We start from the raw sequence: 23,575 nt of genomic DNA on the forward strand, positions 1-23,575 counted from the left end.
TTAGGGCGTTAGGGCGTATATCCGGGGATTTTGGTTTCGTCGATGTCGTCGATCTGTTTTTCGTCCATGTTCTTTTGGGCGAAGACCAGATAGATCTTGCTGCGGATGAAGATGTCGAACAGGTCGGGATCGATGTGGCCGTTGAGCGAGAAGTTGCCCAGGATGCGCAGGGACTCCGACAGCATCTTGCCTTTCTTGTAAGGCCGGTCCTTGGCGGTCAGCGCCTCGAAGATGTCGGCGATCGCCATCACCCGCGCCTGGATCGACATCTGCTCCTTGGTCAGCCCGCGCGGATAGCCCTTGCCGTCCATGCGCTCGTGGTGGCCGCCGGCGTATTCCGGCACGTTCTTCAGGTGCTTGGGCCACGGCAGCGCCTCCAGCATGCGGATCGACATCGAGATGTGGTTGTTGATGACCTTGCGCTCGGTGTCGGTCAGCGTGCCGAACTTGATGGTCAGGTTCATCAGCTCGTCGGCGTTGAAGAAGTCCTGCTCGACGCCATCCACGCCGCCCCAGCGGCGCTGGCCGATCTGGCGCACGCGCTCCTGGTCCTCCGCCTTCATGCCCTCGCCGCCGATGTTGGCGACGCGGATGAAGTCGCGCTCCTCGCGCAGCGTGGCCTGCAGCTGCGCCAGTTCGGCATCGATGGCGCCGTGGTCGCCGCCGGCCAGCTTGCGCCGCAGCGCGTCGATCTCGGCGTCGCGCAGCAGCACTTCGAAGCGGGTGTCGATGACGGCGATGCGGTCGAAAATGGTTTCCAGCTTGGTGGCCTTGTCGACCACGTGCACCGGCGTGGTGATCTTGCCGCAGTCGTGCAGCAGGCCGGCCAGCCACAGTTCCTTGCGGTCCTGCTCGGTCATGCGGAAATCGGCCATCGGGCCGGTTTCGGTGGCGTGCACGGCTTCGGCCAGCATCATCGTCAATTCCGGCACGAACTGGCAGTGGCGGCCGGTGTACGGCGATTTTTCATCGATGCCGATGTTGATCAGGTTGACCAGCGACTCCAGCAGCTCTTCCAACTGGGCGATCAGGCGCTGGTGGGTCAGCGCCACGGCGGCCTGCGCCGCCAGCGCCTCGATGAAGCGCTGGTCGGTCTGGCTGAAGGCGCGGATGGCGCCGGTGTCGCTGTCCTTGGCGTTGATCAGTTGCAGCACGCCGACCAGCTCGCCCTCGTGGTCGCTCATCGGCACCGTCAGGAACGATTGCGAGTGGTACTGGCGCAGTTGGTCGAACTTGACCATGCCGGAGAAATTGAACACGTCCGCCTTGTAGACGTCCTCGATGTTGACCGACAGGCCGAAGTGCGCGGCGTAGGCCGCCACCGAGGCCAGGTTTTTCTCGCCGCTCTCGTCGAACAGGGGCACGCCGGGCGCCGTGATCGGCTCGCCATTGATGCCGCCTTGATGAGTCTTGAGGGTATCGTTGATCAGGATCGTAAAATCGAGGTAACGTTTGTCCTCGCTGGGGCGGTACAGGGTGCCGCCGTCGGCGTTGGTCATGCTTTTCGCAACGATCAGGATACGCTCCAACAGCGTATCGGTGTCGTGGCTGCTGCCCAGCTGGACGCTCAGTTCCGTCAGCTGGTCGAGCCGCTGGGAGATCTGCGTTTGATTCAACTCTTGCATGGTTGTTTTTTCAATACCTGTAGTATGGGCCTGCGCTAGCCGCCAGACGCTCAGGCGCACTTTCGAAGTGTATCTCTAGCACAAGCTGTTGTACATCGGCAAATGCTCCAAGACACAAAATTAGCGCCGACAGTGTCGGGTTTTTCCCTGTTGCCGAGAAAAAAAGCTATCATCGGCCAGAGTATCTAGCAAAAAAAGAACAGGGACTGAGTATGAAATTTATTTTTTGGGGAGTGCGCGGTTCCATTCCCTCCCCCGGCCCGCGCACCGCGCGTTATGGCGGCAACACCACCTGCATCGAAGTGCGCACCGACAACGACACCCTGATCGTCATCGATGGCGGCACCGGCATCTTTTCGCTGGCCCAATCCCTGTTGCAAAACAAAAGAACCCCGGTCCACGCCAACATCTTCATCACCCACAGCCACTGGGACCATATCCACGGCCTGCCCTTCTTCACGCCGCTGTTCGTGCGCGACAGCCGCGTGCGCCTGCACGGCGTGACCGACCCGGTGACCGGCAACGGCATCGAGCACGTGATGGGCGTGCAGTTGCAAAACAGCTACTTCCCGGTCAGCGAAACCCAGATGGACGCCACCATCGAATACCAGACCCTGACCATCGACCAGCCGATCCAGGTCGGCGACGCCACCGTGCACAACGTGGTGATGAACCATCCGGTCACCGACCTCGGCTACCGCATCGAGTGCAACGGCAAGTCGGTGTTCTTCACCGGCGACCACGAGCCGCACTACAACATCCATCCGCCCGGCCACCCGGAGCACGCCAGCTACCAGCAATGGATGGAGGAACGCAACACCGCGATCGACGCCACGGTGCAAGGGGTCGACGCGCTGATCGTCGACTGCTCCTACACCCGCGAGGAATATCCGGCCAAGCAGGGCTGGGGCCACGGCACCTTCGATTCCGCCTTCGCCATGGCGCTGCGCACCGGCGCCAAAGCGCTATACTGCACCCATCATGAACCGACCCGCAGCGACGACGAACTCGAAGCCGTGTTCGCAGATGTGATGGCGCGCCACGCGCCGCTGCTGGGCGACCTGAAGGTCTTCCTCGCGTATGAAGGCATGGAAGTTCTACTGACCTAGCGAAAGCTCACATGAACGACGCCGGCAACCCCAGTCCACACCCCAGCGATGTCGACCTGCGGCTGGCGTTTTTCCAGAAGCTGCAAACGGTCACCACCAAGATCCACGCCACCAGCAACCTGGACGAGATCATGCTCGATCTCGGCATGGAATTCTGCGACCTGTTCAACTGCGACCGCTTCACGCTGTACGCGATGGATCATGAAAAGGATTACATCGTCTCCAAGGTCAAGACCGGGCTCACCTCGTTCCGCGACCTCAAGCTGGCGGTCACGCCGGCCTCGATCGCCGGCTACGTCGCGCTGACCCGCAAGACCATCAACCTGGCCGACGTCTACGACCAGGCCGAGCTGGCGCGCTACTCGCCGGAGCTGCGCTTCCAGCAGGGCGTGGACCAGCGCACCGGCTACCGCACCAAGCAGATGCTGGTGGCGCCGCTGATCGCGGTGCAGTCGCGCGAGCTGCTGGGCGTGGTCCAGTTCATCAACAACCGCGACCGCGCGCCGTTCTCCTCCATTGCCGAGGCCGGCGTCAAGGAGCTGTGCGACACCCTGTCGGTGGCCTTCAGCCAGCGCATGAAGCCGCCGCAAATGGTACGCACCAAATATGACGGGCTGGTGACGGACGCGGTGCTGTCGGCGCCGGAACTGGAGCTGGCCACGCGCTCGGCCCGCAAGAAGGAACACGATGTCGAGGATGTGCTGATCGACGAATTCCAGGTCAAGCTGGCGGCCATCGGCGCCTCGCTGGAGCGGCATTTCAGCGTGCCGTATGAGCACTTCAGGGCGGACCGCATCAAGCCGGTCGAGCTGCTGCGGAACCTGAAGCGCCAGTACATCGAGGAATCCGGCTGGATGCCGCTGGAGGACAGCAAGGACGGCATGCTGGTGGTGGCGCTGGACCCGGAGCGGGTGGCCCACACCCACATCGTCAACCAGATCTTCCCCAAGGCCAAGCCGGTGTTCCGCGTCACCAGCAACCGCGAATTCCGCATGATGATCGAGCACTTCTTCGGCGCCGCCGGCGACAGCGGCAGCGTCGGCGAGCTGTTGTCGGGCATGGACGACGATGACGGCGATTACGAAGGCGCTTCGGCCGAGGTGTCGGAAGCGGTCGAGAACGAGCTGGTCAAGCTGCTCAACAAGATCATCGTCGACGCCTACCGCCAGGGCGTGTCGGACATCCACATCGAACCGCTGCCCGGCAAGGGCAAGACCGGCATCCGCTTCCGCAAGGACGGCACGCTGGTGCCCTACATCGAGATCCCCGCCTCCTACCGCAGCGCGCTGGTGGCGCGGGTGAAGATCATGTGCGACCTCGACATCTCCGAGCGCCGCAAGCCGCAGGACGGCAAGATCAAGTTCAAGAAATACGGCCCGCTGGACATCGAGCTGCGGGTGGCGACCATCCCCTCGGCCGGCGGCGTCGAGGACATCGTGATGCGCATCCTGGCGGCCGGCGAACCGATACCGCTCGACAAGCTGGGCGTGCTGCCGTTCAACCTGGAACGGCTGCGCGCCACCATCGAGAAGCCGTATGGCCTGTTTTTCGTCTGCGGCCCGACCGGTTCCGGCAAGACCACCACGCTGCACTCGGTGCTGAACTACCTGAACACGCCGGACACCAAGATCTGGACCGCCGAGGATCCGGTCGAGATCACCCAGAAAGGTCTGCGCCAGGTGCAGGTCAACCGCAAGGCGGGGCTGGACTTCGCCACCGTGATGCGGGCCTTCCTGCGCGCCGACCCGGACATCATCATGGTCGGCGAGATGCGCGACAAGGAAACCGTCGGCATGGGCATCGAGGCCTCGCTGACCGGCCACCTGGTGTTCGCCACGCTGCACACCAACAGCGCGCCGGAATCCATCGTGCGGCTGCTGGACATGGGCATGGACCCGTTCAACTTCGCCGACGCGCTGCTGGGCATCCTGGCGCAGCGCCTGGCCAAGCGCCTGTGCGGCAACTGCAAGCAGGCTTACCAGCCGGGCGAGGAGGAACTGAACCTGCTGTTGACGGAGTTCTGCGAGGAGCTGCTCAACACCGAAAGCTTCATCAAGGACGGCGCCGCCGGCCGCGCCGCCGTGCTGGCCGGTTGGCGCCAGCGCTACGCCAGGGACGGCAAGTTCACGCTGTACCGCGCGGTCGGCTGCGACGAGTGCAACAAGGGTTACAAGGGCCGGGTCGGCCTGCACGAGCTGATGATAGGCAGCGACAAGGTCAAGAAGCTGCTACAGGAACACGCCCGCGTCGCCCAGCTGCTGGCGGCCGCGCTGGAAGACGGCATGCTGACCTTGAAGATGGACGGCATCGAGAAAGTCCTGCTGGGCATCACCGACATCAAGATGGTGCGGGCGGTCTGCATCAAATAGGCAATTGTTTTTCAAAGCAGACGGCCAGCGGGTTGCCGATGTACTTGCCGTAGTTGGCGATGCGGCGGTAGCCGCGCGCTTCGTAGAAATCGACGGCGCGGCGGTTGACCAGGCGCGTCTCCAGCCACAGCGCCTGGTAGCCCAGGGCCACGGCCTCATCCTCCAGGAAACGCAGCACCGCGCTGCCGACGCCGCTGGTGCCATGGCGCGCGTACATGCGCTTGATCTCGGCCACGCCCGGCTCCAGCGGCCGCAGCGCGCCGCAGCCCAGCGCCAGGCCGGCGCCGTCGCGCGCCACCACGAAGCAGCCCGAAGGGCCGACCACGTCGTCGATGTCGAAGGAGGAGCGGCCGCTGTCGCCGGTGATCGCTTCCAGCGCGGTCGACAACTCCTCCATCAACAACAGGGAGTCGCGGGCGGTGGGATCTTCGGTCTGGAGGAGGATGTCGGTGTCCATGGTGTGCAGATTATTGCACAGTACAGATCACCAGTTCAGGATCGGCGTTGATGCGCACCGGAATCCGGCTGCAACCCACGCCACGACTAACGATCAGCTCGCCATTACCGGCCACCGGGAAGCGTCCATAATGATAGGGACGCGACAGCGGACCGGACGGCAGCACCAGCGGCGTGCCGTCGCGCAGCGCGATCTGGCCGCCGTGCGTGTGGCCGGCGAAGGCGACGTCGTAGCGCTGGCCGGCCAGCTCCAGCAAGCCGTCCGGCGCGTGCATCAGCAGCACCCGCACGGCCGAGTCGGCCACGCCGCCGAAGGTGGCGGCGCCGTCCGGCTCGCCGGTCCAGGGATCGTCCATGCCGCAGATCGACACATTGGCGAACGGCGCCGGCAAGGCCAGCGCGCGGTTGACCAGCATCTGCACCCCGGCCGCCTCGAAGCGGCGGCAGATCTCGCCGTCGTCGGTGGACAGGTCGTGATTGCCCAGCACGGCAAACTTGCCCAGCGGCGGACGGCAGGCCGCCAGCGCCGGGCACAGCACGGCGGCATTGGCGGCCGGGCCGGACACGTAGTCGCCGCCCATCAGCAGCACGTCCGGCTGCTCGGCGGCGATGCTGGCGAACAGATCGTTGAAGATGCCGGCGTGGGTCGGCGGGCCGGCGTGGAAGTCGGAGGCAAACGCGATCTTGAGCGGGCGCGGCAGGCGCTGGCCGCGCGCCAGCGTGACGGTGTGGCGGGTCACGCCGAGGCGGCCATGCAAGCGGCTGTGGTAGCTCAAGGCGCTCACCACGCCCCCCATCAGGACGACATTCAACAGCGCTTCCAGCTTGCTCCGGTGCGGTGAAAAATGCTTGCTGCGGGGAACTTTCATGGGAAGAACAATCAAACGGGTAAAGAGGCGGCATGATAGCCTATTTGGGACGCCGCAGGCTGGCGGCGGCATGCGGCGGGCCGGACTACAGGCTGCGGCTGGCGCGCTGCTCAGAGCGCCGCAGCGCCGCGTTCAGCGCCTCGGTGAACTCGTCCAGGTTCAGCGGCTTGGTCAGGTAGCACATGAAGCCTTCCTGCCGGCTGCGCGCGACATCGTGCGACATCGCATTGGCCGACAGCGCGATGACCGGAATGTCCTGGGTGGCCGGATCGGCGCTCAGCAGCCGCATCGCTTTGTTGCCGCTCATGCCGGGCAGGTTGATGTCCATCAGGATCACGTCCGGCTGCTGCTCGCGCGCCAGCCGCAGGCCGGTGCTGGCCTCGCTGGCGGTCAACAGCTTGAGGTCGCCGCGAAAGCCGATCAGTTCCCGCACCAGCAACAGGTTGGCCGGATTGTCTTCCACGTACAGCAGGCTGCGCTGCCCGGCCCCGGCGCTGGCCTGCAGGTCGACCGGCATGACCTGGCTGAACCCGGTCGCGACGCGCAGCGCGGCGGCCGCCTTCAACTCGATCCAGAACACGCTGCCGACGCCGACCGTGCTGCTGACGCCGATGGTCCCGCCCATCATTTCCACCAGGCGCCGGGTCATCACCAGGCCGATGCCGGTGCCCTCCTCGCTCGACGCCTCGCGCCCCAGCCGGTTGAAGGGCTGGAACAGCTGGGCAAGCTGGGCCTGGGTGAGGCCCTCGCCGCCGTCCTGGATCGCGATCCGGGTGCGCTCGGGCGACAGGGCGACGCAGGTCACGCTGACCAGCCCGCCCTTGCGGTTGTACTTGACCGCATTGCTCAGCAGGTTGAGCAGCACCTGCTTCAGGCGCGTGTGGTCGGCCTGCACATGCATGCCGGGGTCGAGCACGAAGCGCAGGCGCAGGTCGCGCTTGTCGGCCAGCGGCCCTATCATCTGCTGGCAGCTGGTCATGATCTCATCCAGCTCGACCGCCTCGACCGACAGCGACAGCGTGCCCGACTCGACCTTGGCCAGGTCCAGCACCTCGTTGATCAGCACCAGCAAATGCTTGCCGGCCTTGAGGATGTGCTGGATGAATTCGCGCCGCTTCTCCGGCGTCACCGGCATCTTGTCCGCCGCCAGGATCTGCGCGAAGCCGAGGATGGCGTTGAGCGGCGTGCGCAGTTCATGGCTCATATTGGCCAGGAAGGTCGACTTGGCCTGGTTGGCCTGCTCGGCGTTGATCTGCGCGCGCCGCAGCTCGGCCACGAACTGTTTGCGCTCGCCGATATCGGCCAGCACCACCACCGACTGCCGCACGCCATGCACTTCGAAATCGTTCATCGCCAGTTCCAGCGGCAGCTGGCGGCCGTCGCGGTGCAGGCCTTCGACCTCGCCGTCGCGGATGAAGGCGCGCTCGCTGTCGACCGCCAGTTCCGGTATCAGCAGCGAGATGTGGCGCCCCACCACGTCCGCCGCGGCGTAGCCGAACACCCGCTCCAGCGCCGGATTGGCGCTACGCACCACGCCGGCGGCGTCGGTGGTCAGCACGCAGTCGGCGATGTTGTGCACCACCGCGCGGATTTCCTCCTCCTTGAAGTGCAGCTCCTCCAGCGCGTTCGCATACTGCATGGCGCGCTGCTCGTTTTGCAGGTTCAGGCGCTGCAGGTCGGCGCTGCGCTGCAGCGCGTGCTCATGGGACACCACCAGGCGGGCAAACAGCTTGTTGCTCTCCAGGAGCAGCACGATCAGCACGCAGCTGGCGGCAAACAGGCCGTAGATGCGGCCGGCGTACCAGCCGACGTCGTAGCGGCCGGCGTTGAGCACGGCCGACAGGCCGATGTCGCACAGCCAGGCCGCCATCACCACGCCCAGCCACAGGTCCAGCAGCGAGCGTTTTGAATAGCGCCACAACACCACCAGCGCGACCACGCTGGCGCCCCAGGTGCCGGCCAGCACGATGCGGCCGGCCAGCGAGTAGTGGCCCGACACCAGGATAGGCGGCAGCAAGTCGTGGCCCGCCGTGGCCAGCACGGTAAAGGCGGCGGCGGCCAGCAGCGCCGCGGCGATCGCCCACAGCGCGGCCAGCGGGGACGGCGCCGCGGCATGCGGCCGCTGGCGTTCGCGATGGCCCAGCAGCGCATAAGCGGCCACGCAGGCGGGGAAGCCGCCGTGCCAGAACACATACAGCCAGGCCGTGGCCTGGCTATGCCCTCCCAGCCAGCCGCTGGGCGAGAACAACCCCGGGAAGGTCAGCATGTGCGGCACGGTCAGCAAGGCGGTGAACAGGTAGCCGCCGGCCAGCACCAGCAGCGATTTCGAGCGCAGGATGCTGAAGTGCCCGAACAGCATCACGGCGGTAATCAGGTCGTTGAGCAGCAGGCTCGATTCGTAGATGGGGATGAAGGCGGCCAGCGCCGGCAACGGCACCTTGGTGTAAGGCAGCAGCGCGCAAAAGACCAGCACCGAAACCAGCGTGAGCACCAGCGCGCGCTTGCGCGCCGGCCGGTCTGCCTCCATCAAAGGCAACAATGGCAAGCTTGCTGCCGGCGACGTCTCCGTCATGCATCCTCCACGGTGGTTGACGGCCTTTCAGCCTGCAAGTTATTGTACATCCGTACACGGCGGAGTTACATCTGGCGAAACAAATGCAGATAACTGCGGCTTACCTGCAACACATCATGTGGGCTTCAGGCGTCGCTGATCGGCGCGGCGGCGGCCTCGGCGATGCCGCCGGCGGCCATGCCGCGGCAGTAGCGCTCCAGTTTCGCCGTGTCGCAATGGACCTCCAGCTTGCTCACGCGGCCCCAGCGCAGTTCGAATTCATGCACGCCCTGGTTGGAGCCGGTGCTGCCGTCGGGCAGCGTGAAGCGATCCTTCCACGTCACGGTGGCGACCGTGCGCCACGGCCAGCCGGTGACGGCGATGGCATCGATCTCGAAACGCAAGCCCGGCAGCAGCCGCGCCAGGCGCGCGTACCACTGCGCGGTCGACGCCATCGTGCGGCGCTCGCCGGCCAGCGGATGTTGGCCGTGCATCACGTGGCGGTGCGCGGCCGCGAACTGCGGCAGCACCCGCTCGTAGGCGCCGGCGTTGATATCCCCAAAAGCACGCCGCAGCTTGCGGCCAACGATAAAGTGGTACATGGCGGACTCCAATCTTTACACTGGAAAGATCTGTATAGTGCGATGATATCTTTCTCATGTCAAGATAACTTCATGGCCAGCAAACCCTACCATCACGGCAATCTGCGCGACAGCCTGCTCGATGCCGCCGACGCCCTGCTCGCCCAGGACGGCGCGCAGGCGCTGACCTTGCGCGAAGTCGCCAAGGCGGCCGGCGTGTCGCATGCGGCGCCCTACCATCACTTCGCCAGCCGCGAGCAATTGCTGGCGGCGGTGGCGGCGCGCGCCTTCGCCGGACTGGCTGCGGCCATGGCGGCGGCCGACGGCGACCATGCCCGCGCCCAGGGCGAGCGGCTGATGGATATCTGCGAGGTGTATGTCGAATTCGCCCGCGCGCGGCCGGCGCAGTTCCGTCTGATGTTCGGCCCGATGCTGGCGCAGAAGTCCCACCACCCGGATCTGAAACAGGCGGCCGAGGGCGCGTTCAATGTGCTGGTCGCGGCGGCCACCGCTTTCGACGCGGCACGCGGGCCGGAACTGGCGTTGACCGGATGGAGCCTGGCGCACGGACTGGCCAATCTGGCGATCGACGAGGCGTTCACGGATTTGCCGATAGCAGTCCCCGCGCCGGCCGTGCTGGCGCGGACGATGGCGGCGCGGATGCTGGGACTACAGGGCGGCGTCGACCAGTAGCTGCGGCTGCAAGGCGCGGATGCGCAGCTCGGTGAAGTAGCCGCCGGCCTCGTTGTAGCGCAGGTAGTGGCGGCCGCAGTTCAGGCAGCGCGCGACCTGGCTCAGGTTGCAAGGATAGTAGCGCGGCGCGATCGGCGCATCCTCGCTTTCGTAGCGCGTGCCGTGCGGATGATATTCGGCGAAGGTCGGCTCGTCGTAAGGATCGTCCATCAGCGTGCCGACTTCCTCGAAGCGGTCCAGCTCCAGCGAGGTCGGCAAGCGCTGCCAGGCCGCCAGCGCAACGGTACTGCAACTGCACGGAACCGCCACCCCGGCCGACGCCTGCGCCAATTGCATCAACTGCGTGAAATCTATTTTCTGCATGCCGCGTCCATTAAAAAAGGGAGCCGAAGCTCCCTTGATGCTTACATGATGTGGTGGCCGATCCACCAGGCCAGCGCGGCGACAAACGCCGAGGCCGGGATGGTGAACACCCAGGCCCACACGATATTGCCCGCCACGCCCCAGCGCACCGCCGACATCTTCTGCGCCGAACCGACGCCGACGATCGCGCCGGTGATGGTGTGCGTCGTCGAGACCGGCACGCCGAAGTGCGAGGCGATCAGCAAGGTCAGCGCGCCACCGGTTTCGGCGCAGAAGCCGCCCACCGGCTTGAGCTTGGTGATCTTCTGGCCCATGGTCTTGACGATGCGCCAGCCGCCGAACAGCGTGCCGAACGAGATCGCCGTGTAGCACGAAATCACCACCCACAGCGGCGGCGCCGCGTCGCCGACCGGCACCTGGCCGACCGCGATCAGCAGCATCCAGATGATGCCGATGGTTTTCTGCGCATCGTTGCCGCCGTGGCCCAGGCTGTATGCGGCGGCCGACGCCAGTTGCAGGCGGCGGAACCACTTGTCGACCCGGCGCGGCGTCGAGCGCACGAAGATCCACGACACGATCAGCATGATGATGGATCCGAACACAAAGCCCATCAGCGGCGACAGGATGATCCACTGCACCGTCTTCAGCAGGCCGCCGCCGACCAGCGCGCTGGTGCCGGACTTGGCCACCGCGGCGCCGACCAGGCCGCCGATCAGCGCGTGCGAGGACGACGAAGGAATGCCGTAGTACCAGGTGAACAGATTCCACACGATGGCGCCGACCAGCGCGCCGAAGATCACGTACTGATCGACGATGCCGGGATCGATGGTGCCCTTGCCCACCGTCGACGCGACGTGCAGGCCGACCACGAAGATCGCGGTGAAATTGAAGAACGCGGCCATGGCCACCGCCGTCTGCGGCTTGAGCACGCCGGTCGAGACCACGGTCGCGATCGCGTTGGCGGCGTCGTGGAAGCCGTTCATGAAGTCAAACACCAGCGCCAGGGCGATCAGGATGCCCAGCACGTAGATGCTGATTTGTAGGGTATGCATGTTGGACTATTCTTTTGTAGTTATTATGCGTTTTCGACGATGATGCCTTCGATGATGTTGGCCACATCTTCGCAACGGTCGGTCACGGTTTCCAGGATCTCGTAGATGGCCTTCATCTTGATCAGGTTGCGCACGTCCGGTTCGTCGCGGAACAGCTTGGACATGGCGGCGCGCATCACATGGTCGGCGTCCGATTCCAGGCGGTCGATCTCTTCGCAGATGGCGACGATCTGGCGCGAGTTGTCCATATTGTGCAGCAGGGCCACGGCGTCGCGCACTTTCTCGGCGCAGGCCAGCACCAGCTCGGCCAGGCGCTTGGCTTCCGGCGTGACCGAATGCAGGTCGTACAGCGAGACGGTCTGGGCGGCGTCCTCCAGCAGGTCGAGGATGTCGTCCATGCGGGTGATCAGCTTGTGGATGTCGTCACGGTCGATCGGCGTGATGAAGGTCTTGTGCAGCAGGTCGACGGTGGCGTAGGTGATCTTGTCGGCTTGCTTTTCGATGCTTTCAATCGCGTGCACGCGATTTTCCAGATCGTCGAAATTGGACATCAGGCCCAGCATTTCTTTTGCACCTTTGACGCACAGTTCGGCGTGTTGGTTAAACAGGTCAAAAAATTTGCCCTCGGTGGGCATCAAACGTCCAAACATTTTATTCTCCGTTCCATTAATTACTGCAGATCGCCGCCCCGGGTAAGGACGGCGTAAAGATTAGTCGTGCTGGCTTAGTCGCCTTGGTACAGCGCCAGGTTGCCGGTGTAGTTGCCAAACTTGGTGTACTGGCCGATCCAGGTCAGGCGAACCGAGCCGATAGGGCCGTTACGCTGCTTGCCGATAATGATCTCGGCCGTTCCTTTATCGGGCGAGTCCGGGTTGTAGACCTCGTCGCGATACAAGAAGATGATGACGTCCGCGTCCTGCTCGATAGCGCCGGATTCGCGCAAGTCGGACATGACGGGACGTTTGTTGGGGCGTTGCTCCAGCGAGCGGTTCAGCTGCGACAGCGCGATCACCGGGCATTGCAGCTCTTTGGCCAGGCCCTTGAGCGAGCGCGAGATTTCCGAGATCTCGGAGGCGCGGTTGTCGCCCTGGGTGGAGCCCTGCATCAGTTGCAGGTAATCGACCACGATCAGGCCCAGCTTGCCGCACTGGCGCGACAGGCGGCGCGCGCGGGCCCGCATCTCGATCGGGTTCAGCGCCGGCGTCTCGTCGATATACACCTGGGCGTCGTTCATTTTCTGGATGGCGTGCGTCAGGCGCGGCCAATCCTCGTCGTTCAGCTTGCCGGTGCGCAGGCGGTGCTGGTCGAGCTGGCCGACCGAACCGAGCATACGCATGGCCAGCTGCACGCCGCCCATCTCCATCGAGAACACGGCCACCGGCAGGCCCTCTTCCACCGCGACGTTCTCGGCGATGTTCATCGAGAACGCGGTCTTGCCCATCGACGGGCGGCCGGCCACCACCACCATGTCGCCCGGCTGCAGGCCGGAGGTCATGCGGTCGAGGTCGATCCAGCCGGTCGGCACGCCGGTGATCTCGGAGCCGGACTCGCGCGAATACAGTTCGTCGATGCGCTCGACCACCTGGGTCAGCAGCGGCTGCACCGGGGTCCAGCCGGCGGCGCCGCGGGCGCCCTGCTCGGCGATGGCGAAGATCTTCGATTCGGCCTCGTCGAGCATCTGCTTGACTTCCTTGCCTTGCGGGCTGAAGGCCTGGCCGGAAATTTCGTCGGCGACCGTGATCAGCTGGCGCAGGATGGAACGATCGCGAACGATCTCGGCGTAACGGCGGATGTTGGCGGCCGATGGCGTGTTTTGCGCCATGGCGTTCAGGTAGGTCAGGCCGCCCACGTCTTCCGCCTTGCCCAGCTGGGTCAGGGTTTCAAACACCGTGATGACGTCGGCCGGCCTGGACGCGTTGATCATCTTGACGACTTGCTCGTAGATGATGCGGTGGTCGTAGCGGTAAAAGTCTTCCGGATGCATCATATCCGCAATGCGGTCGAACGCCGCATTATCGCGCAGCAGGCCGCCGATGACGGACTGTTCTGCTTCGATGGAATGCGGCGGGACGCGGAGTGAATCTACTTGCGGATCGGAGGGGGCGTTCATGGCGCGAATTATACCTGCTTGCTTGAGCCGTATTACAAATTTATGACGAGAAAAAAGCCGGGCAAGCCCGGCTTTTTCAATGTGTTGCTATACCGACCAGACGTCGCCGTCCGGTCGAATATCAGGCAGCTTCGCCTACGACAGCAACGGTCACTTCCACCACCACGTCGGTGTGCAGAGCAACGCTTACTGGGTGCTCGCCAACGGTCTTCAGAGGACCGGTAGGCATGCGCACAGCAGCTTTTTCAACAGCGAAACCAGCTTTGGTCAGCGCTTCAGCGATGTCGAAGTTGGTGACGGAGCCGAACAGACGGCCGTCAACACCAGCTTTTTGCGAAACGGTCACGGTCATGCCGTTCAGTTTCTCGCCTTGAGCTTGAGCGGCAGCCAGCTTTTCAGCAGCAGCTTTTTCCAGTTCAGCGCGCTTGACTTCGAATTCAGCAACGGCGGACGCGGTAGCGCGGCGGGCCATTTTTTGCGGAATCAGGAAGTTACGTGCGTAACCGTCTTTAACTTTAACGACTTCACCCAGGTTGCCCAGGTTGACGACTTTTTCTAACAGAATGATTTGCATAGTTCTTCTCCAGGATCTTATCTAGACGACGCGATTAAGCGTGGTGCAGATCGGTGTAAGGCAGCAGCGCGAGGTAGCGAGCGCGCTTGATTGCGGTGTCAACTTGACGCTGGTAGTGCGCCTTGGTACCGGTCAGACGTGCTGGCATGATTTTGCCGTTTTCCTGGACGAAGTCTTTCAGGGTGTCGACGTCTTTGTAGTCAACTTGTTCTACGTTTGCGGCGGTGAAGCGGCAGAATTTCTTACGCTTGAACAAAGGATTCTGTTGCTTGCGCTTTTCTTTCAGCTTGAGCTTGTTTTTGTCGAACTTTTTACCGAATGCCATTTTAGGCTCCTGTATCTAAATTGAGCTGTCTGGGACAGCACTAAAATCAATGATGTGAAACACCAGGCTTTTGCTATTGCGATTCTTCTTGTTCAGAAAACCGTTGAACTGATACATGCCTGCCAGTGGCGCCTGACTGAAGCGGCCTGAAATCTCGCCCGCGGCAACCGCGGAAATTTCAAACTCGCTCAATCGGGCGATGCCTGCCTCGGTCTGCTGGGATCGGTGCTGGAGTACAGCGTTCACGATCGGCATGCCGGCCGGGGTGTAGCGCAAGGCGTCCCGTTCGGCGATCAAGGCAATAAACTGGAGCTGGTTCAGCTCGGTTCCTGGCAACAATTAGGCCGCAGGAGCAGCAGCAACTGCTGGAGCTTCGGTGCGATGCGATTTCGCTGCATCTTCACGTTGTACCGACTTCATCATCGGCGAAGGAGCGGTTTCCGCTTTCTTCATCTTGACGGTCAGGTGACGCAGCACGGCATCATTGAATTTGAAGGCGGTTTCCAGCTCGACCAGGGTCTCGTTGTCGCATTCGATGTTCAGGCAGATGTAGTGTGCTTTAGCCAGTTTCTGGATCGAGTAAGCCATCTGACGACGACCCCAATCTTCAACACGGTGCACGGCGCCGCCGCGGGTGGTTACCGAGGCTTTGTAACGCTCGATCATGGCGGGCACTTGCTCGCTCTGGTCCGGGTGGACGATAAATACTATTTCATAGTGACGCATGCAAACTCCCTTAAGGACTGTGAATATAGCCCACCCTGGCGTCAAGACAGGTGTGGGAAGAGGTAAGCCCGCGACTATATCAGCTTTTCCGGCAAAAGACAATCCGGGGTCAAGTCTGACATTCGGACACGGCCTCGACCGTAGTGCGGTGCTACGGTCGAGGCCGTGTCCGAATGTCAGACTTGACCCCACCATGAATTTATTTCGCGCTAAGCAACAAATTCCCTTGCATTTCGCTTCACACTGTACAAAAATACAGACTGTCTATATACACAGGCCTAAAGCACTCTATGATCAAGCTCACCGCAAGACAGGAACAAATTCTCAATCTGATCAAGGATGCCATCGAGAACACCGGCTTCCCGCCGACCCGTGCCGAAATCGCCAATGAACTGGGCTTCAAATCCGCCAACGCGGCCGAGGAGCATCTGCAGGCGCTGGCGCGCAAGGGCGCGATCGAGATCGCCGCCGGCACCTCGCGCGGCATCCGCCTGCTGGGCGTGCACGCCGAACCGGCCGCCTCCAAGGTGCCGGTGTCGCTGATGATGTCGCTGCCGCTGATCGGCCGCGTGGCCGCCGGCTCGCCCATCCTGGCGCAGGAAAACCTGGAGACCAGCTACAGCGTCGATCCGGCCATGTTCTCCTCCAAGCCGGACTATCTGCTGAAGGTGCGCGGCGAATCGATGCGCGACGCCGGCATCATGGACGGCGACCTGCTGGCAGTGAAAAAGGTGGACAGCGCCAAGAACGGCCAGATCGTCGTGGCCCGCATCGGCAACGACGTCACCGTCAAGCGTTATCGCAAGACCGGCTCCCTGGTCGAGCTGCTGCCGGAAAACCCGGATTTCAAGATCATCAAGGTCGATCCTGAAGCCGACGAGTTCGCGCTGGAAGGCCTGGCGGTCGGCCTGATGCGCAGCTGGCACTAAACGCCTAGCGCTTGCCGGCCGTCTCCGGCAGGTGCGACAGGTCGCGCGCGCTCAAGGCGATGTCGCCGCGCCGGCCTTCCCACGCGGCCTGCGCCAGCGTGACCGCGTCCGCCTGGCGCTTGGCATCGTCCGCCACCCGTACGAACACCTCGCTCATCAAGGTCTGGGCGGCATCCATTTCATCATCGCTCATCAGGTCGGCCAGGTCGGGAGGAATGCTCTTGCCTACCGGGAGCGCGGCATTGTAATTCGCAAGGAACTGGTCGTAGCAGCTGCGCCACGCGGCCAGCGCCTGCGTCACAGCAGGGCCGCCAGCCAGAGCCGGACGCATCGGGATGTTGGGAGGCTGGCAGTTGAAACGCGCCAGCGAAATATCGGCGCCGTCGTAGCGGCTGGTGTAGTACTCGATCTCGGCCTGGCGGGCCAGGCGGCGCGCCTGCTCGTCGGCGAAGGCGTTACTCGACAGCACGGTCAAGGCGAATACCCATGCTGCTCTCATAACGCCTCCTCCCGCTTAGCAAAATTGAAAGCTTAGATTATCACAACTCGGCGCGACGCTCAGCAAGCTTCCAGTGCGCAGGTGAAATCGTCCAGCAGATCGTCGGCATCCTCGATACCGACCGACACCCGTATCAGCGACTCGGCGATGCCCATCGACGCCCGGCGTTCCGCGCCCATCTCGAAGAAGATGGTGTGCGCCACCGGGATGATCAGCGTGCGCGTGTCGCCCAGGTTGGAGGCCGGAATCGCCAACTTCAAGCGGTTCAGGAAGTCGAAGCAGTCGATGCCGTCCTTCAGCTCAAAGCTCAGCAGCGAGCCGAAGCTGCGGAACAGTTCGCTGGAGATGGCGTGCTGCGGGTGCGACGCCAATCCTGGGTAGTGGACGGCGGCCACGCGCTCGTCCGCCTCCAGCAGCCTGGCCAGCGCCAGCGCATTGGCGCTGGTGCGTTCCATGCGCAGCGCCAGCGTCTCGGCGCCGACGGCGATGTGGTGGGCCGCTTCCGGCGCCAGCGACGAGCCGAAGTCGCGCAAGCCCTTGGCGCGGATCTGCGCCAGCCCCCATTGCAGCGGCGCGGCCTTCTTGTAGTTCTCGTAGATGTTCGGGAAGCGGGTCCAGTCGTAGGCGCCGGTATCGGTCAGGCTGCCGCCCAGCGCGTTGCCGTGGCCGCCGATCGACTTGGTCAGCGCGTTGACCACCAGGCCGGCGCCGACCGACTTCGGACGGAACAGGTAAGGCGTGGTCATCGTGTTGTCGACGATGTAGAGGATGCCGCGCTGCTGGCACAGCTCGCCGATGCGCTTCAGGTCCGCCACTTGCGTGCGCGGGTTGGCGATGGTCTCGACGAACACCACGCGGGTCTGGTCGGTGATGGCGGCGGCGACGTTGGCGACATCGGTGGCGTCGACAAACGACACCGCCACGCCCTGCGCCATGGTGGTCTGCCACAGGCTGTTGGTGTTACCGAACAGGAAAGACGACGACACCACATGGTCGCCGGCGCGCAGCAGCGACTGGAACACGGCGCCGATCGCGCCCATGCCGGTGGCGAAGCAGATCGTGCCGACGCCCTGCTCCATCTGGTTGACCTTGTCCTCCAGCGCGGAGATGGTCGGGTTGCCCTGGCGGCCGTAGCGGAAGCCCGGTTCCTTGCCCTGGAACACCGAGGCCAGCTGGCGCGCGTCGGCGTAACCGAAAGCGACCGAAGTGTGGATGGGCTTGTGCAGCGAACCGTGCTCGATGCCCTTCTGGCGATCGTTGTGCAGGATGGTGGTGGTGAAGCCGTAGTTTTTCTTGTCGTTCATGTTCAAGCAGTCAAAAAAAAAGCCCGGTGCGGAATCATCCGCACCGGGCGCGACATCAGCCTTCGGCGGTCGCGAGATTCAGATTCAGTTGCGAGCGTCCAGCATCCTCGGGACCGGCGGCCTTAGGATGGTGGCGCGCGTATTCCAGCTTGTCCAGGTAGTCCTTGGAGATGTCGCCGGTGACGTAGACGCCGTCGAAGCACGAAGCCTCGAAGTTCTTCAGCGCCGGGTTGACGTCGGAGATGGCGCGCTTCAACGCGTCGATGTCCTGGTAGACCAGGTGATCGGCGGTGATCTCGCGGCAGACTTCCTCGGTGCTGCGACCGTAGGCGATCAGCTCGTCGCGGGTAGGCATGTCGATGCCGTACACGTTAGGGAAGATCACCGGTGGCGCCGCCGAAGCGAAGATCACCTTCTTGGCGCCGGCTTCGCGCGCCATCTGCACGATCTCGCGGCTGGTGGTGCCGCGCACGATGGAGTCGTCCACCAGCAGCACAACCTTGTCCTTGAACTCGGAAGCGATGGCGTTCAGTTTCTGGCGCACCGACTTCTTGCGCGCAGCCTGGCCCGGCATGATGAAGGTACGGCCGATGTAGCGGTTCTTGATGAAGCCTTCGCGGTATTCCACGTTCAGCGCCAGCGCCAGCTGGATGGCGGCGGGACGCGACGAATCCGGAATCGGCATGACGACGTCGATCTCGCCATCCTTGAACTCGCGCTTGATCTTCTCGGCCAGGTACTCGCCCATTTTCAGGCGGGTGGCGTACACGGAGGCGCCGTCGATGACGGAATCCGGACGGGCCAGGTAGACGAACTCGAACACGCAAGGGTTGAGCGATGGATTGTCGGCGCACTGGCGCGAATGCAGCTGCTTGTCGGCGTCGATGAAGACCGCCTCGCCCGGCGCGATATCGCGCACGAAGCGGAAGCCCATGCCTTCCAGCGCCACGGATTCGGAGGCGATCAGGTACTCGGCGCCCTGCTCGGTTTCGTTGATGCCCAGGCACAGCGGACGGATGCCGAACGGATCGCGGAAGGCCAGCAGGCCGACGCCGGCGATCTGCGCCACGGCGGCGTAGCCGCCGCGCACGCGGCGATGCAGCACGGTCACGGCTTCAAAAATCGTGTCGGCGTCGATCGAGATGCCGGTGGTGGCTTTCTGGATCTCGTGGGCCAGCACGTTCAGCAACACTTCCGAATCGGAATCGGTGTTGATGTGGCGACGGTCGTTCTGGAACATTTCTTTTTTGAGCTGTTCCCAGTTGGTCAGGTTGCCGTTGTGCGCCAGGGTGATGCCGAACGGGGCGTTGACGTAGAACGGTTGCGCTTCTTCCTCGCTCGACGAACCGGCGGTTGGATAGCGGCAGTGACCGATGCCGGAATTGCCTTGCAGCGTACGCATGTTGCGGGTACGGAAAACGTCACGAACCAGGCCGTTGGCCTTGTGCATGGCGAACATGCTGCTGTGATTGGTCGCGATACCTGCCGCATCCTGGCCGCGGTGCTGCAGCAGCAGCAATGCGTCATACAGCAGTTGGTTGACAGGTTGATGAGAAACGACGCCGACGATGCCACACATGATGTTGCTCCTGGACTGGGTGCTACTGATTTAAAGAATTCAAAAATTCACATGCTGCGCCATGGCAGCGGGAAGAAAGGCTTTCACCGTATGCGCTCCGGTCTCCGCGAACGGACTCAATAGCGCATCCTTCCAAAATGCTTGTTGCGGTATCGACGTCATCCCACACAGGATGACACCGGCCAGCACAATTACAAGGCCCCGACCGAAACCGAACACCATGCCCAGCGCGCGATCAACCAGGCTGAGGCCGCCGGCATCGAGCAAGGCGCCCAGCGCCATGCCCAACAGGCCCGTCAAAATCTTCACACCGATAAACAGTGCGATAAAGGCAAGGATCAAGCGCAGCACCTCGCCCGGCACCACCGGCGGCAGCATAGTCGCCAACGCGGCGGCGTAGGCGTTGGCGACCACGAAGGCCACCACCCAGCCCGCCAGCGACAACACTTCCTTCACCAGGCCGCGCATCATGCTGATGATGACCGACGCGACCAATACAAAAATCACCAGGTAATCGAATATCGTCACGTCGGGCGCCTGCTGGGTCAGACGGTTTCGAGACGGCCGCTCAGGCCCATGGCGCTCAGCTTGGCCCGCACTTTTTCGGCTTCATCCTTGTTGGTGAACGGTCCCACGCGTACGCGGGTGATGTCACCGGATGGCGTCTTTTGCGTGAAGGAGCTGATGCCTGCTTTTTTCAACTTTTCACGCAGCTCGTCGACCTTGGCCTGGTCGCTCAGCGCGGCCACTTGCAACACGAATTTCTGGCCGGTTTCGGCTGCGGCGGCCGGCTTGGCGGCGGACTTGCCTTCCAGGATGGCCAGAGCGCGGGCGTCTTCCGAGGTCGCGGCCGGCTTGGCGGCCTTGGCTTCTGCCAGCTTGCGCTCGGCTTCCGCCTTGGCTTTGGCTTCGGCTTTCACTTCGGCCTGCTTACGTTCGATTTCCAGCTTGTAGTCGGCGTCCTGGCGAGCCTTGGCTTCGTTGTCGGCTTTATTCTTGGCGATGGTCTCCGCCTTGGCGTCGGCCTTGAGCTTGGCTTCGGCCTTCAGTTCGGCGTCGCGCTTGGCGCTATCGACCTTGACCGGCGCCACCACCAGCGGCGCGGCCGGCGCGGCGGCAGGCTTGGACGGCTTGACGTCGTCGACGATCTCTTCCTTGCTGTCCAGCGCGGCGCTCTGGGCTACCGGCGCGGCGGCGGCCGGGGCTGGCGCAGGCACGGCTTCAACCGGCTTGTCCTTGGCGGGGATCTTGATTTCAATATCGGACGCCAGCGGCTTCGGTTCGGAATCGAGCACCATCGGCAGGCCGATGGCGACGCCCAGCGCCAGCGCGATGGCGCCAACCAGGCGGCGGCGCGCGCGTTTCTTTTCCGGCAACACCGGGTCGTCCGCTTCGCGGTCTTTGCTGCGGCGGGAGTTGGCGGAACCATCCGCCGACGAGGCGCGCTTGGAACGTGCGCGCTCCGTCGCGGCCTGGTCATCTGCGCTGGTGTAATAGCCGCTGTCCTGGCCAGCCGACTCTTGCTTGTTTTTACCGAGTTTCGAGAACAAGCCCATGCGTGATTTCAGTCCTGTGCGTTCAATGGAATGCGGATTTTCGTGCCGCCATGACGCCGGCGACCGTGAGGAAAGATCCAAAGACCACAATTCTATCATTCTCCCCGGCTCGGCTGACCGCATTTGCATACGCAGCGGCCGGATCGTCGAAGATATTGATGGTGCGTTCGGCTTTTTCTTCCTGCACGATTTGCACCTTGGCTGCCAGTTCCGAGGCGCTGGCGGCGCGCGGCGACGGCAGGTTGGTCAGGCACCAGTGGTCCACGTGCTCGGACATGGCGGCGATCACGCCGTCGATATCCTTGTCGTGCATGGAGCCGAACACGGCGTAGGTGTAAGGGTGAAAGCCCATATTGCCGAGGTTCTGGTTCAGCGCCGAGGCCGCGTGCGGATTGTGTGCCACGTCCAGGATCACCGTCGGGCGGCCAGGCAGCACCTGGAAGCGGCCCGGCAGTTCCACCGTCACCAGGCCGGTGCGCACTTCCTGCGCACCGACCGGCAGTTCCATCTTCAGCGCTTCCAGCGCGGCCAGCACGGCCGCGGCGTTGAGGATCTGGTTGGCGCCGCGCAGGCTGGGATAGGCCAGCGAATTGCGGCGCTGCGAGCGGCCGCCGTAGTTCCATTGCTGCTTGTCGCCGGAATAGTTGAAATCGCGGCCCATCAGCCACAGGTCGGCGCCGATGGCGTTGGCGTGGTCGATCAGCGATTGCGGCGGCACCGGGTCCGAGCAGATCGCGGTCTTGCCGGCGCGGAAAATGCCGGCCTTTTCGAAGCCGATCGCCTCGCGCGTGTCGCCCAGATAGTCGGTATGGTCGATATCGACGCTGGTGACGATGGCGACGTCGGCATCGACGATGTTGACCGCGTCCAGGCGGCCGCCCAGGCCCACTTCCAGGATCGCGACGTCCATGCCTGCGCCCGACAGCAGGTGCATGATGGCCAGCGTGGTGAATTCGAAATACGTCAGCGGCGTATCGCCGCGCACCGCTTCGACCGCGTTGAAGGCGGCCACCAGCACGTCGTCGCTGGCCAGCTCGCCGTTGATGCGGGCGCGCTCGTTGAAATCCAGGAAGTGCGGCTTGATGTACAGGCCGACCTTGTAGCCGGCGCGCATCAGCACCGATTCCAGCATGGCGCAGGTCGACCCCTTGCCGTTGGTGCCGGCCACCATGATGACCGGGCAGCTGAAGTTCAGTTGCAGGCGTTCCTTGACGGCAAGTACGCGGTCCAGGCCCATGTTGATGACGGTTTCAGCGTGGCGCGACTCAAGCAGCGCAAGCCAGGCAGGCAAAGTAGTTGGGAGATTCGGCATGATGGGGGCTCAGAAATGAAAAACGGCGCGCAGGCCGGCATGATAGCCGATTGCGCGCCGTAGCGTGAGGGCGTGGCTGCTTTTTAGGCGAGCACTTCCACAGCTTGATTTTGCAGTAGCGCCATCAGACGGGCGATTTCTTCGCGCATCTTGCGGCGGTCGACGATCATGTCGACGGCGCCCTTGGTGACCAGGAACTCGGCGCGCTGGAAGCCTTCCGGCAGTTTCTCGCGCACGGTGTTTTCAATCACGCGCGGGCCGGCGAAGCCGATCAGCGCTTTCGGCTCGGCGATGACGACGTCGCCCATGAAGGCGAACGAAGCGGACACGCCGCCCATGGTCGGATCGGTCAGCACGCTGATGAACGGCAGCTTCTTGTCGGACAGCTTGGTCAGCATGGCGGTGGTCTTGGCCATCTGCATCAGCGACAGCAGGCCCTCTTGCATGCGGGCGCCGCCGGTGGCGGTGATGCAGATGAACGGTACTTTCTGTTCCAGGGCCACTTGCGCGCCGCGCACGAAGCGCTCGCCGACCACGGAGCCCATCGAGCCGCCCATGAATTCGAATTCGAAGCAGGCCACCACGCAAGGCAGGCTCATGATGGCGCCGCCCATGACGATCAGCGCGTCGGTCTCGCCGGTGGCTTCCATCGCTTGCTTGAGGCGGTCAGGGTATTTCTTGCTGTCTTTGAACTTCAGCGTATCGACCGGCAGGGTGTCCATGCCGATTTCATAGCGGCCGCCGGCATCGAACAGGCTGTCGAGGCGTTCACGGGCGCGGATGCGCATGTGATGGTCGCATTTCGGGCAAACGTGCAGGTTCGATTCCAGATCGGTGCGGTACAGCACGGCTTCGCAGGACGGGCACTTGACCCACAGGCCCTCGGGCATGGTCTTGCGTGCGGCAGCGTCGGAACGCTGGATACGTGGGGGCAGCAGTTTTTCCAACCAACTCATAAATTCTCCTTGCAGCTAACTTGTGGCCGAAGTGTAG

24 protein-coding genes are annotated in these 23,575 nt (G+C 63.4%); 4 read left to right on the forward strand and 20 right to left on the reverse strand.

All coding sequences use genetic code 11. From position 1 onward, the window contains the following. Nucleotides 1–8: 8 nt before the first annotated feature. The gene (locus V6M89_RS14125) at nucleotides 9–1,625 is read right to left on the reverse strand and encodes an HD domain-containing phosphohydrolase (protein WP_332853765.1); all 1,617 of its coding nucleotides are present in this window, start codon (nucleotides 1,623–1,625) and stop codon (nucleotides 9–11) included. Between the two features lie 212 nt (nucleotides 1,626–1,837). Here V6M89_RS14125 and V6M89_RS14130 point away from each other — a divergent pair, with 212 nt between their 5' ends. Together V6M89_RS14130 and V6M89_RS14135 are read left to right on the forward strand one after the other, a co-directional pair. Next, entirely contained in the window at nucleotides 1,838–2,734 is an 897-nt protein-coding gene (locus V6M89_RS14130) for an MBL fold metallo-hydrolase (RefSeq protein WP_332853766.1), read from the forward strand. A gap of 11 nt (nucleotides 2,735–2,745) precedes the next feature. Continuing rightward, on the forward strand, nucleotides 2,746–5,103 hold the full coding sequence (locus V6M89_RS14135; RefSeq protein WP_332853767.1) for a GspE/PulE family protein: 2,358 nt from the start codon (nucleotides 2,746–2,748) through the stop codon (nucleotides 5,101–5,103). Here the strand turns inward: V6M89_RS14135 and V6M89_RS14140 are convergent. From V6M89_RS14140 to V6M89_RS14155, 4 genes are all read right to left on the reverse strand, one after another. Continuing rightward, nucleotides 5,096–5,560: a GNAT family N-acetyltransferase gene (locus tag V6M89_RS14140; protein WP_332853768.1), complete on the reverse strand. Its 465-nt coding sequence runs from the start codon at nucleotides 5,558–5,560 to the stop codon at nucleotides 5,096–5,098. The genes V6M89_RS14135 and V6M89_RS14140 overlap by 8 nt on opposite strands. A gap of 10 nt (nucleotides 5,561–5,570) precedes the next feature. After that, entirely contained in the window at nucleotides 5,571–6,428 is an 858-nt protein-coding gene (locus V6M89_RS14145) for a metallophosphoesterase (RefSeq protein ID WP_332853769.1), read from the reverse strand. Nucleotides 6,429–6,513: 85 nt separating this feature from the next. Next, entirely contained in the window at nucleotides 6,514–9,000 is a 2,487-nt protein-coding gene (locus tag V6M89_RS14150) for an MASE4 domain-containing protein (protein WP_332853770.1), read from the reverse strand. Nucleotides 9,001–9,125: 125 nt separating this feature from the next. After that, a complete protein-coding gene (locus V6M89_RS14155; RefSeq protein WP_332853771.1) occupies nucleotides 9,126–9,581 on the reverse strand; it encodes a nuclear transport factor 2 family protein in 456 nt (151 codons plus the stop codon). A 72-nt stretch (nucleotides 9,582–9,653) separates the two neighbouring features. On the opposite strand from V6M89_RS14155, the gene V6M89_RS14160 reads away from it, so the two are divergent. Further along, nucleotides 9,654–10,253, forward strand: a complete 600-nt coding sequence (locus tag V6M89_RS14160) for a TetR/AcrR family transcriptional regulator (RefSeq protein WP_332853772.1) — start codon at nucleotides 9,654–9,656, stop codon at nucleotides 10,251–10,253. On the opposite strand, the gene V6M89_RS14165 is transcribed toward V6M89_RS14160, so the two are convergent. The 8 genes from V6M89_RS14165 to rpsF all read right to left on the reverse strand — a co-directional run bounded on the left by V6M89_RS14165 (nucleotide 10,230) and on the right by rpsF (nucleotide 15,403). Beyond that, complete coding sequence (locus V6M89_RS14165) at nucleotides 10,230–10,616, reverse strand: hypothetical protein (protein ID WP_332853773.1); 387 nt, start codon at nucleotides 10,614–10,616, stop codon at nucleotides 10,230–10,232. The genes V6M89_RS14160 and V6M89_RS14165 overlap by 24 nt on opposite strands. A gap of 41 nt (nucleotides 10,617–10,657) precedes the next feature. Then, nucleotides 10,658–11,668 (reverse strand): inorganic phosphate transporter, encoded by a 1,011-nt coding sequence (locus V6M89_RS14170; RefSeq protein ID WP_332853774.1) that lies wholly within the window; start codon nucleotides 11,666–11,668, stop codon nucleotides 10,658–10,660. Between the two features lie 23 nt (nucleotides 11,669–11,691). Continuing rightward, nucleotides 11,692–12,318: a DUF47 domain-containing protein gene (locus tag V6M89_RS14175; RefSeq protein ID WP_026334225.1), complete on the reverse strand. Its 627-nt coding sequence runs from the start codon at nucleotides 12,316–12,318 to the stop codon at nucleotides 11,692–11,694. 74 nt (nucleotides 12,319–12,392) lie between these two features. Then, nucleotides 12,393–13,778: a replicative DNA helicase gene (locus tag V6M89_RS14180; RefSeq protein WP_332853775.1), complete on the reverse strand. Its 1,386-nt coding sequence runs from the start codon at nucleotides 13,776–13,778 to the stop codon at nucleotides 12,393–12,395. A 121-nt stretch (nucleotides 13,779–13,899) separates the two neighbouring features. Further along, complete coding sequence (rplI, locus tag V6M89_RS14185) at nucleotides 13,900–14,352, reverse strand: 50S ribosomal protein L9 (RefSeq protein WP_116990169.1); 453 nt, start codon at nucleotides 14,350–14,352, stop codon at nucleotides 13,900–13,902. 34 nt (nucleotides 14,353–14,386) lie between these two features. Then, the gene (gene rpsR / locus V6M89_RS14190; protein ID WP_008450941.1) at nucleotides 14,387–14,677 is read right to left on the reverse strand and encodes a 30S ribosomal protein S18; all 291 of its coding nucleotides are present in this window, start codon (nucleotides 14,675–14,677) and stop codon (nucleotides 14,387–14,389) included. Between the two features lie 15 nt (nucleotides 14,678–14,692). After that, nucleotides 14,693–14,998, reverse strand: a complete 306-nt coding sequence (gene priB, locus V6M89_RS14195; RefSeq protein WP_116990659.1) for a primosomal replication protein N — start codon at nucleotides 14,996–14,998, stop codon at nucleotides 14,693–14,695. 18 nt (nucleotides 14,999–15,016) lie between these two features. Further along, nucleotides 15,017–15,403, reverse strand: coding sequence for a 30S ribosomal protein S6 (gene rpsF, locus V6M89_RS14200; RefSeq protein ID WP_026334223.1), 387 nt, complete (start codon nucleotides 15,401–15,403; stop codon nucleotides 15,017–15,019). A gap of 290 nt (nucleotides 15,404–15,693) precedes the next feature. On the opposite strand from rpsF, the gene lexA reads away from it, so the two are divergent. Further along, nucleotides 15,694–16,332, forward strand: a complete 639-nt coding sequence (lexA, locus tag V6M89_RS14205; RefSeq protein WP_116990170.1) for a transcriptional repressor LexA — start codon at nucleotides 15,694–15,696, stop codon at nucleotides 16,330–16,332. Between the two features lie 4 nt (nucleotides 16,333–16,336). On the opposite strand, the gene V6M89_RS14210 is transcribed toward lexA, so the two are convergent. The 7 genes from V6M89_RS14210 to accD all read right to left on the reverse strand — a co-directional run bounded on the left by V6M89_RS14210 (nucleotide 16,337) and on the right by accD (nucleotide 23,538). After that, nucleotides 16,337–16,831 carry a hypothetical protein gene (locus V6M89_RS14210; RefSeq protein WP_332853776.1) on the reverse strand — a complete coding sequence of 165 codons (495 nt, stop codon included), beginning with the start codon at nucleotides 16,829–16,831 and terminating at the stop codon, nucleotides 16,337–16,339. Between the two features lie 59 nt (nucleotides 16,832–16,890). Beyond that, the gene (locus V6M89_RS14215) at nucleotides 16,891–18,135 is read right to left on the reverse strand and encodes a cystathionine gamma-synthase family protein (RefSeq protein WP_332853777.1); all 1,245 of its coding nucleotides are present in this window, start codon (nucleotides 18,133–18,135) and stop codon (nucleotides 16,891–16,893) included. Between the two features lie 55 nt (nucleotides 18,136–18,190). Continuing rightward, nucleotides 18,191–19,714: an amidophosphoribosyltransferase gene (purF, locus tag V6M89_RS14220; protein ID WP_070272682.1), complete on the reverse strand. Its 1,524-nt coding sequence runs from the start codon at nucleotides 19,712–19,714 to the stop codon at nucleotides 18,191–18,193. Nucleotides 19,715–19,753: 39 nt separating this feature from the next. Next, the gene (locus tag V6M89_RS14225) at nucleotides 19,754–20,242 is read right to left on the reverse strand and encodes a CvpA family protein (RefSeq protein ID WP_332853778.1); all 489 of its coding nucleotides are present in this window, start codon (nucleotides 20,240–20,242) and stop codon (nucleotides 19,754–19,756) included. A 17-nt stretch (nucleotides 20,243–20,259) separates the two neighbouring features. Further along, nucleotides 20,260–21,270 carry an SPOR domain-containing protein gene (locus V6M89_RS14230; RefSeq protein ID WP_332853779.1) on the reverse strand — a complete coding sequence of 337 codons (1,011 nt, stop codon included), beginning with the start codon at nucleotides 21,268–21,270 and terminating at the stop codon, nucleotides 20,260–20,262. A 22-nt stretch (nucleotides 21,271–21,292) separates the two neighbouring features. Then, nucleotides 21,293–22,582: a bifunctional tetrahydrofolate synthase/dihydrofolate synthase gene (gene folC, locus V6M89_RS14235; protein ID WP_332853780.1), complete on the reverse strand. Its 1,290-nt coding sequence runs from the start codon at nucleotides 22,580–22,582 to the stop codon at nucleotides 21,293–21,295. A gap of 83 nt (nucleotides 22,583–22,665) precedes the next feature. After that, entirely contained in the window at nucleotides 22,666–23,538 is an 873-nt protein-coding gene (gene accD / locus V6M89_RS14240) for an acetyl-CoA carboxylase, carboxyltransferase subunit beta (protein ID WP_116990177.1), read from the reverse strand. Nucleotides 23,539–23,575 lie beyond the last annotated feature (37 nt).

Origin of the sequence: Duganella sp. S19_KUP01_CR8 (assembly GCF_036688705.1) — a bacterium.
In the GTDB taxonomy this organism is placed as follows: Bacteria; Pseudomonadota; Gammaproteobacteria; order Burkholderiales; family Burkholderiaceae_D; genus Rugamonas.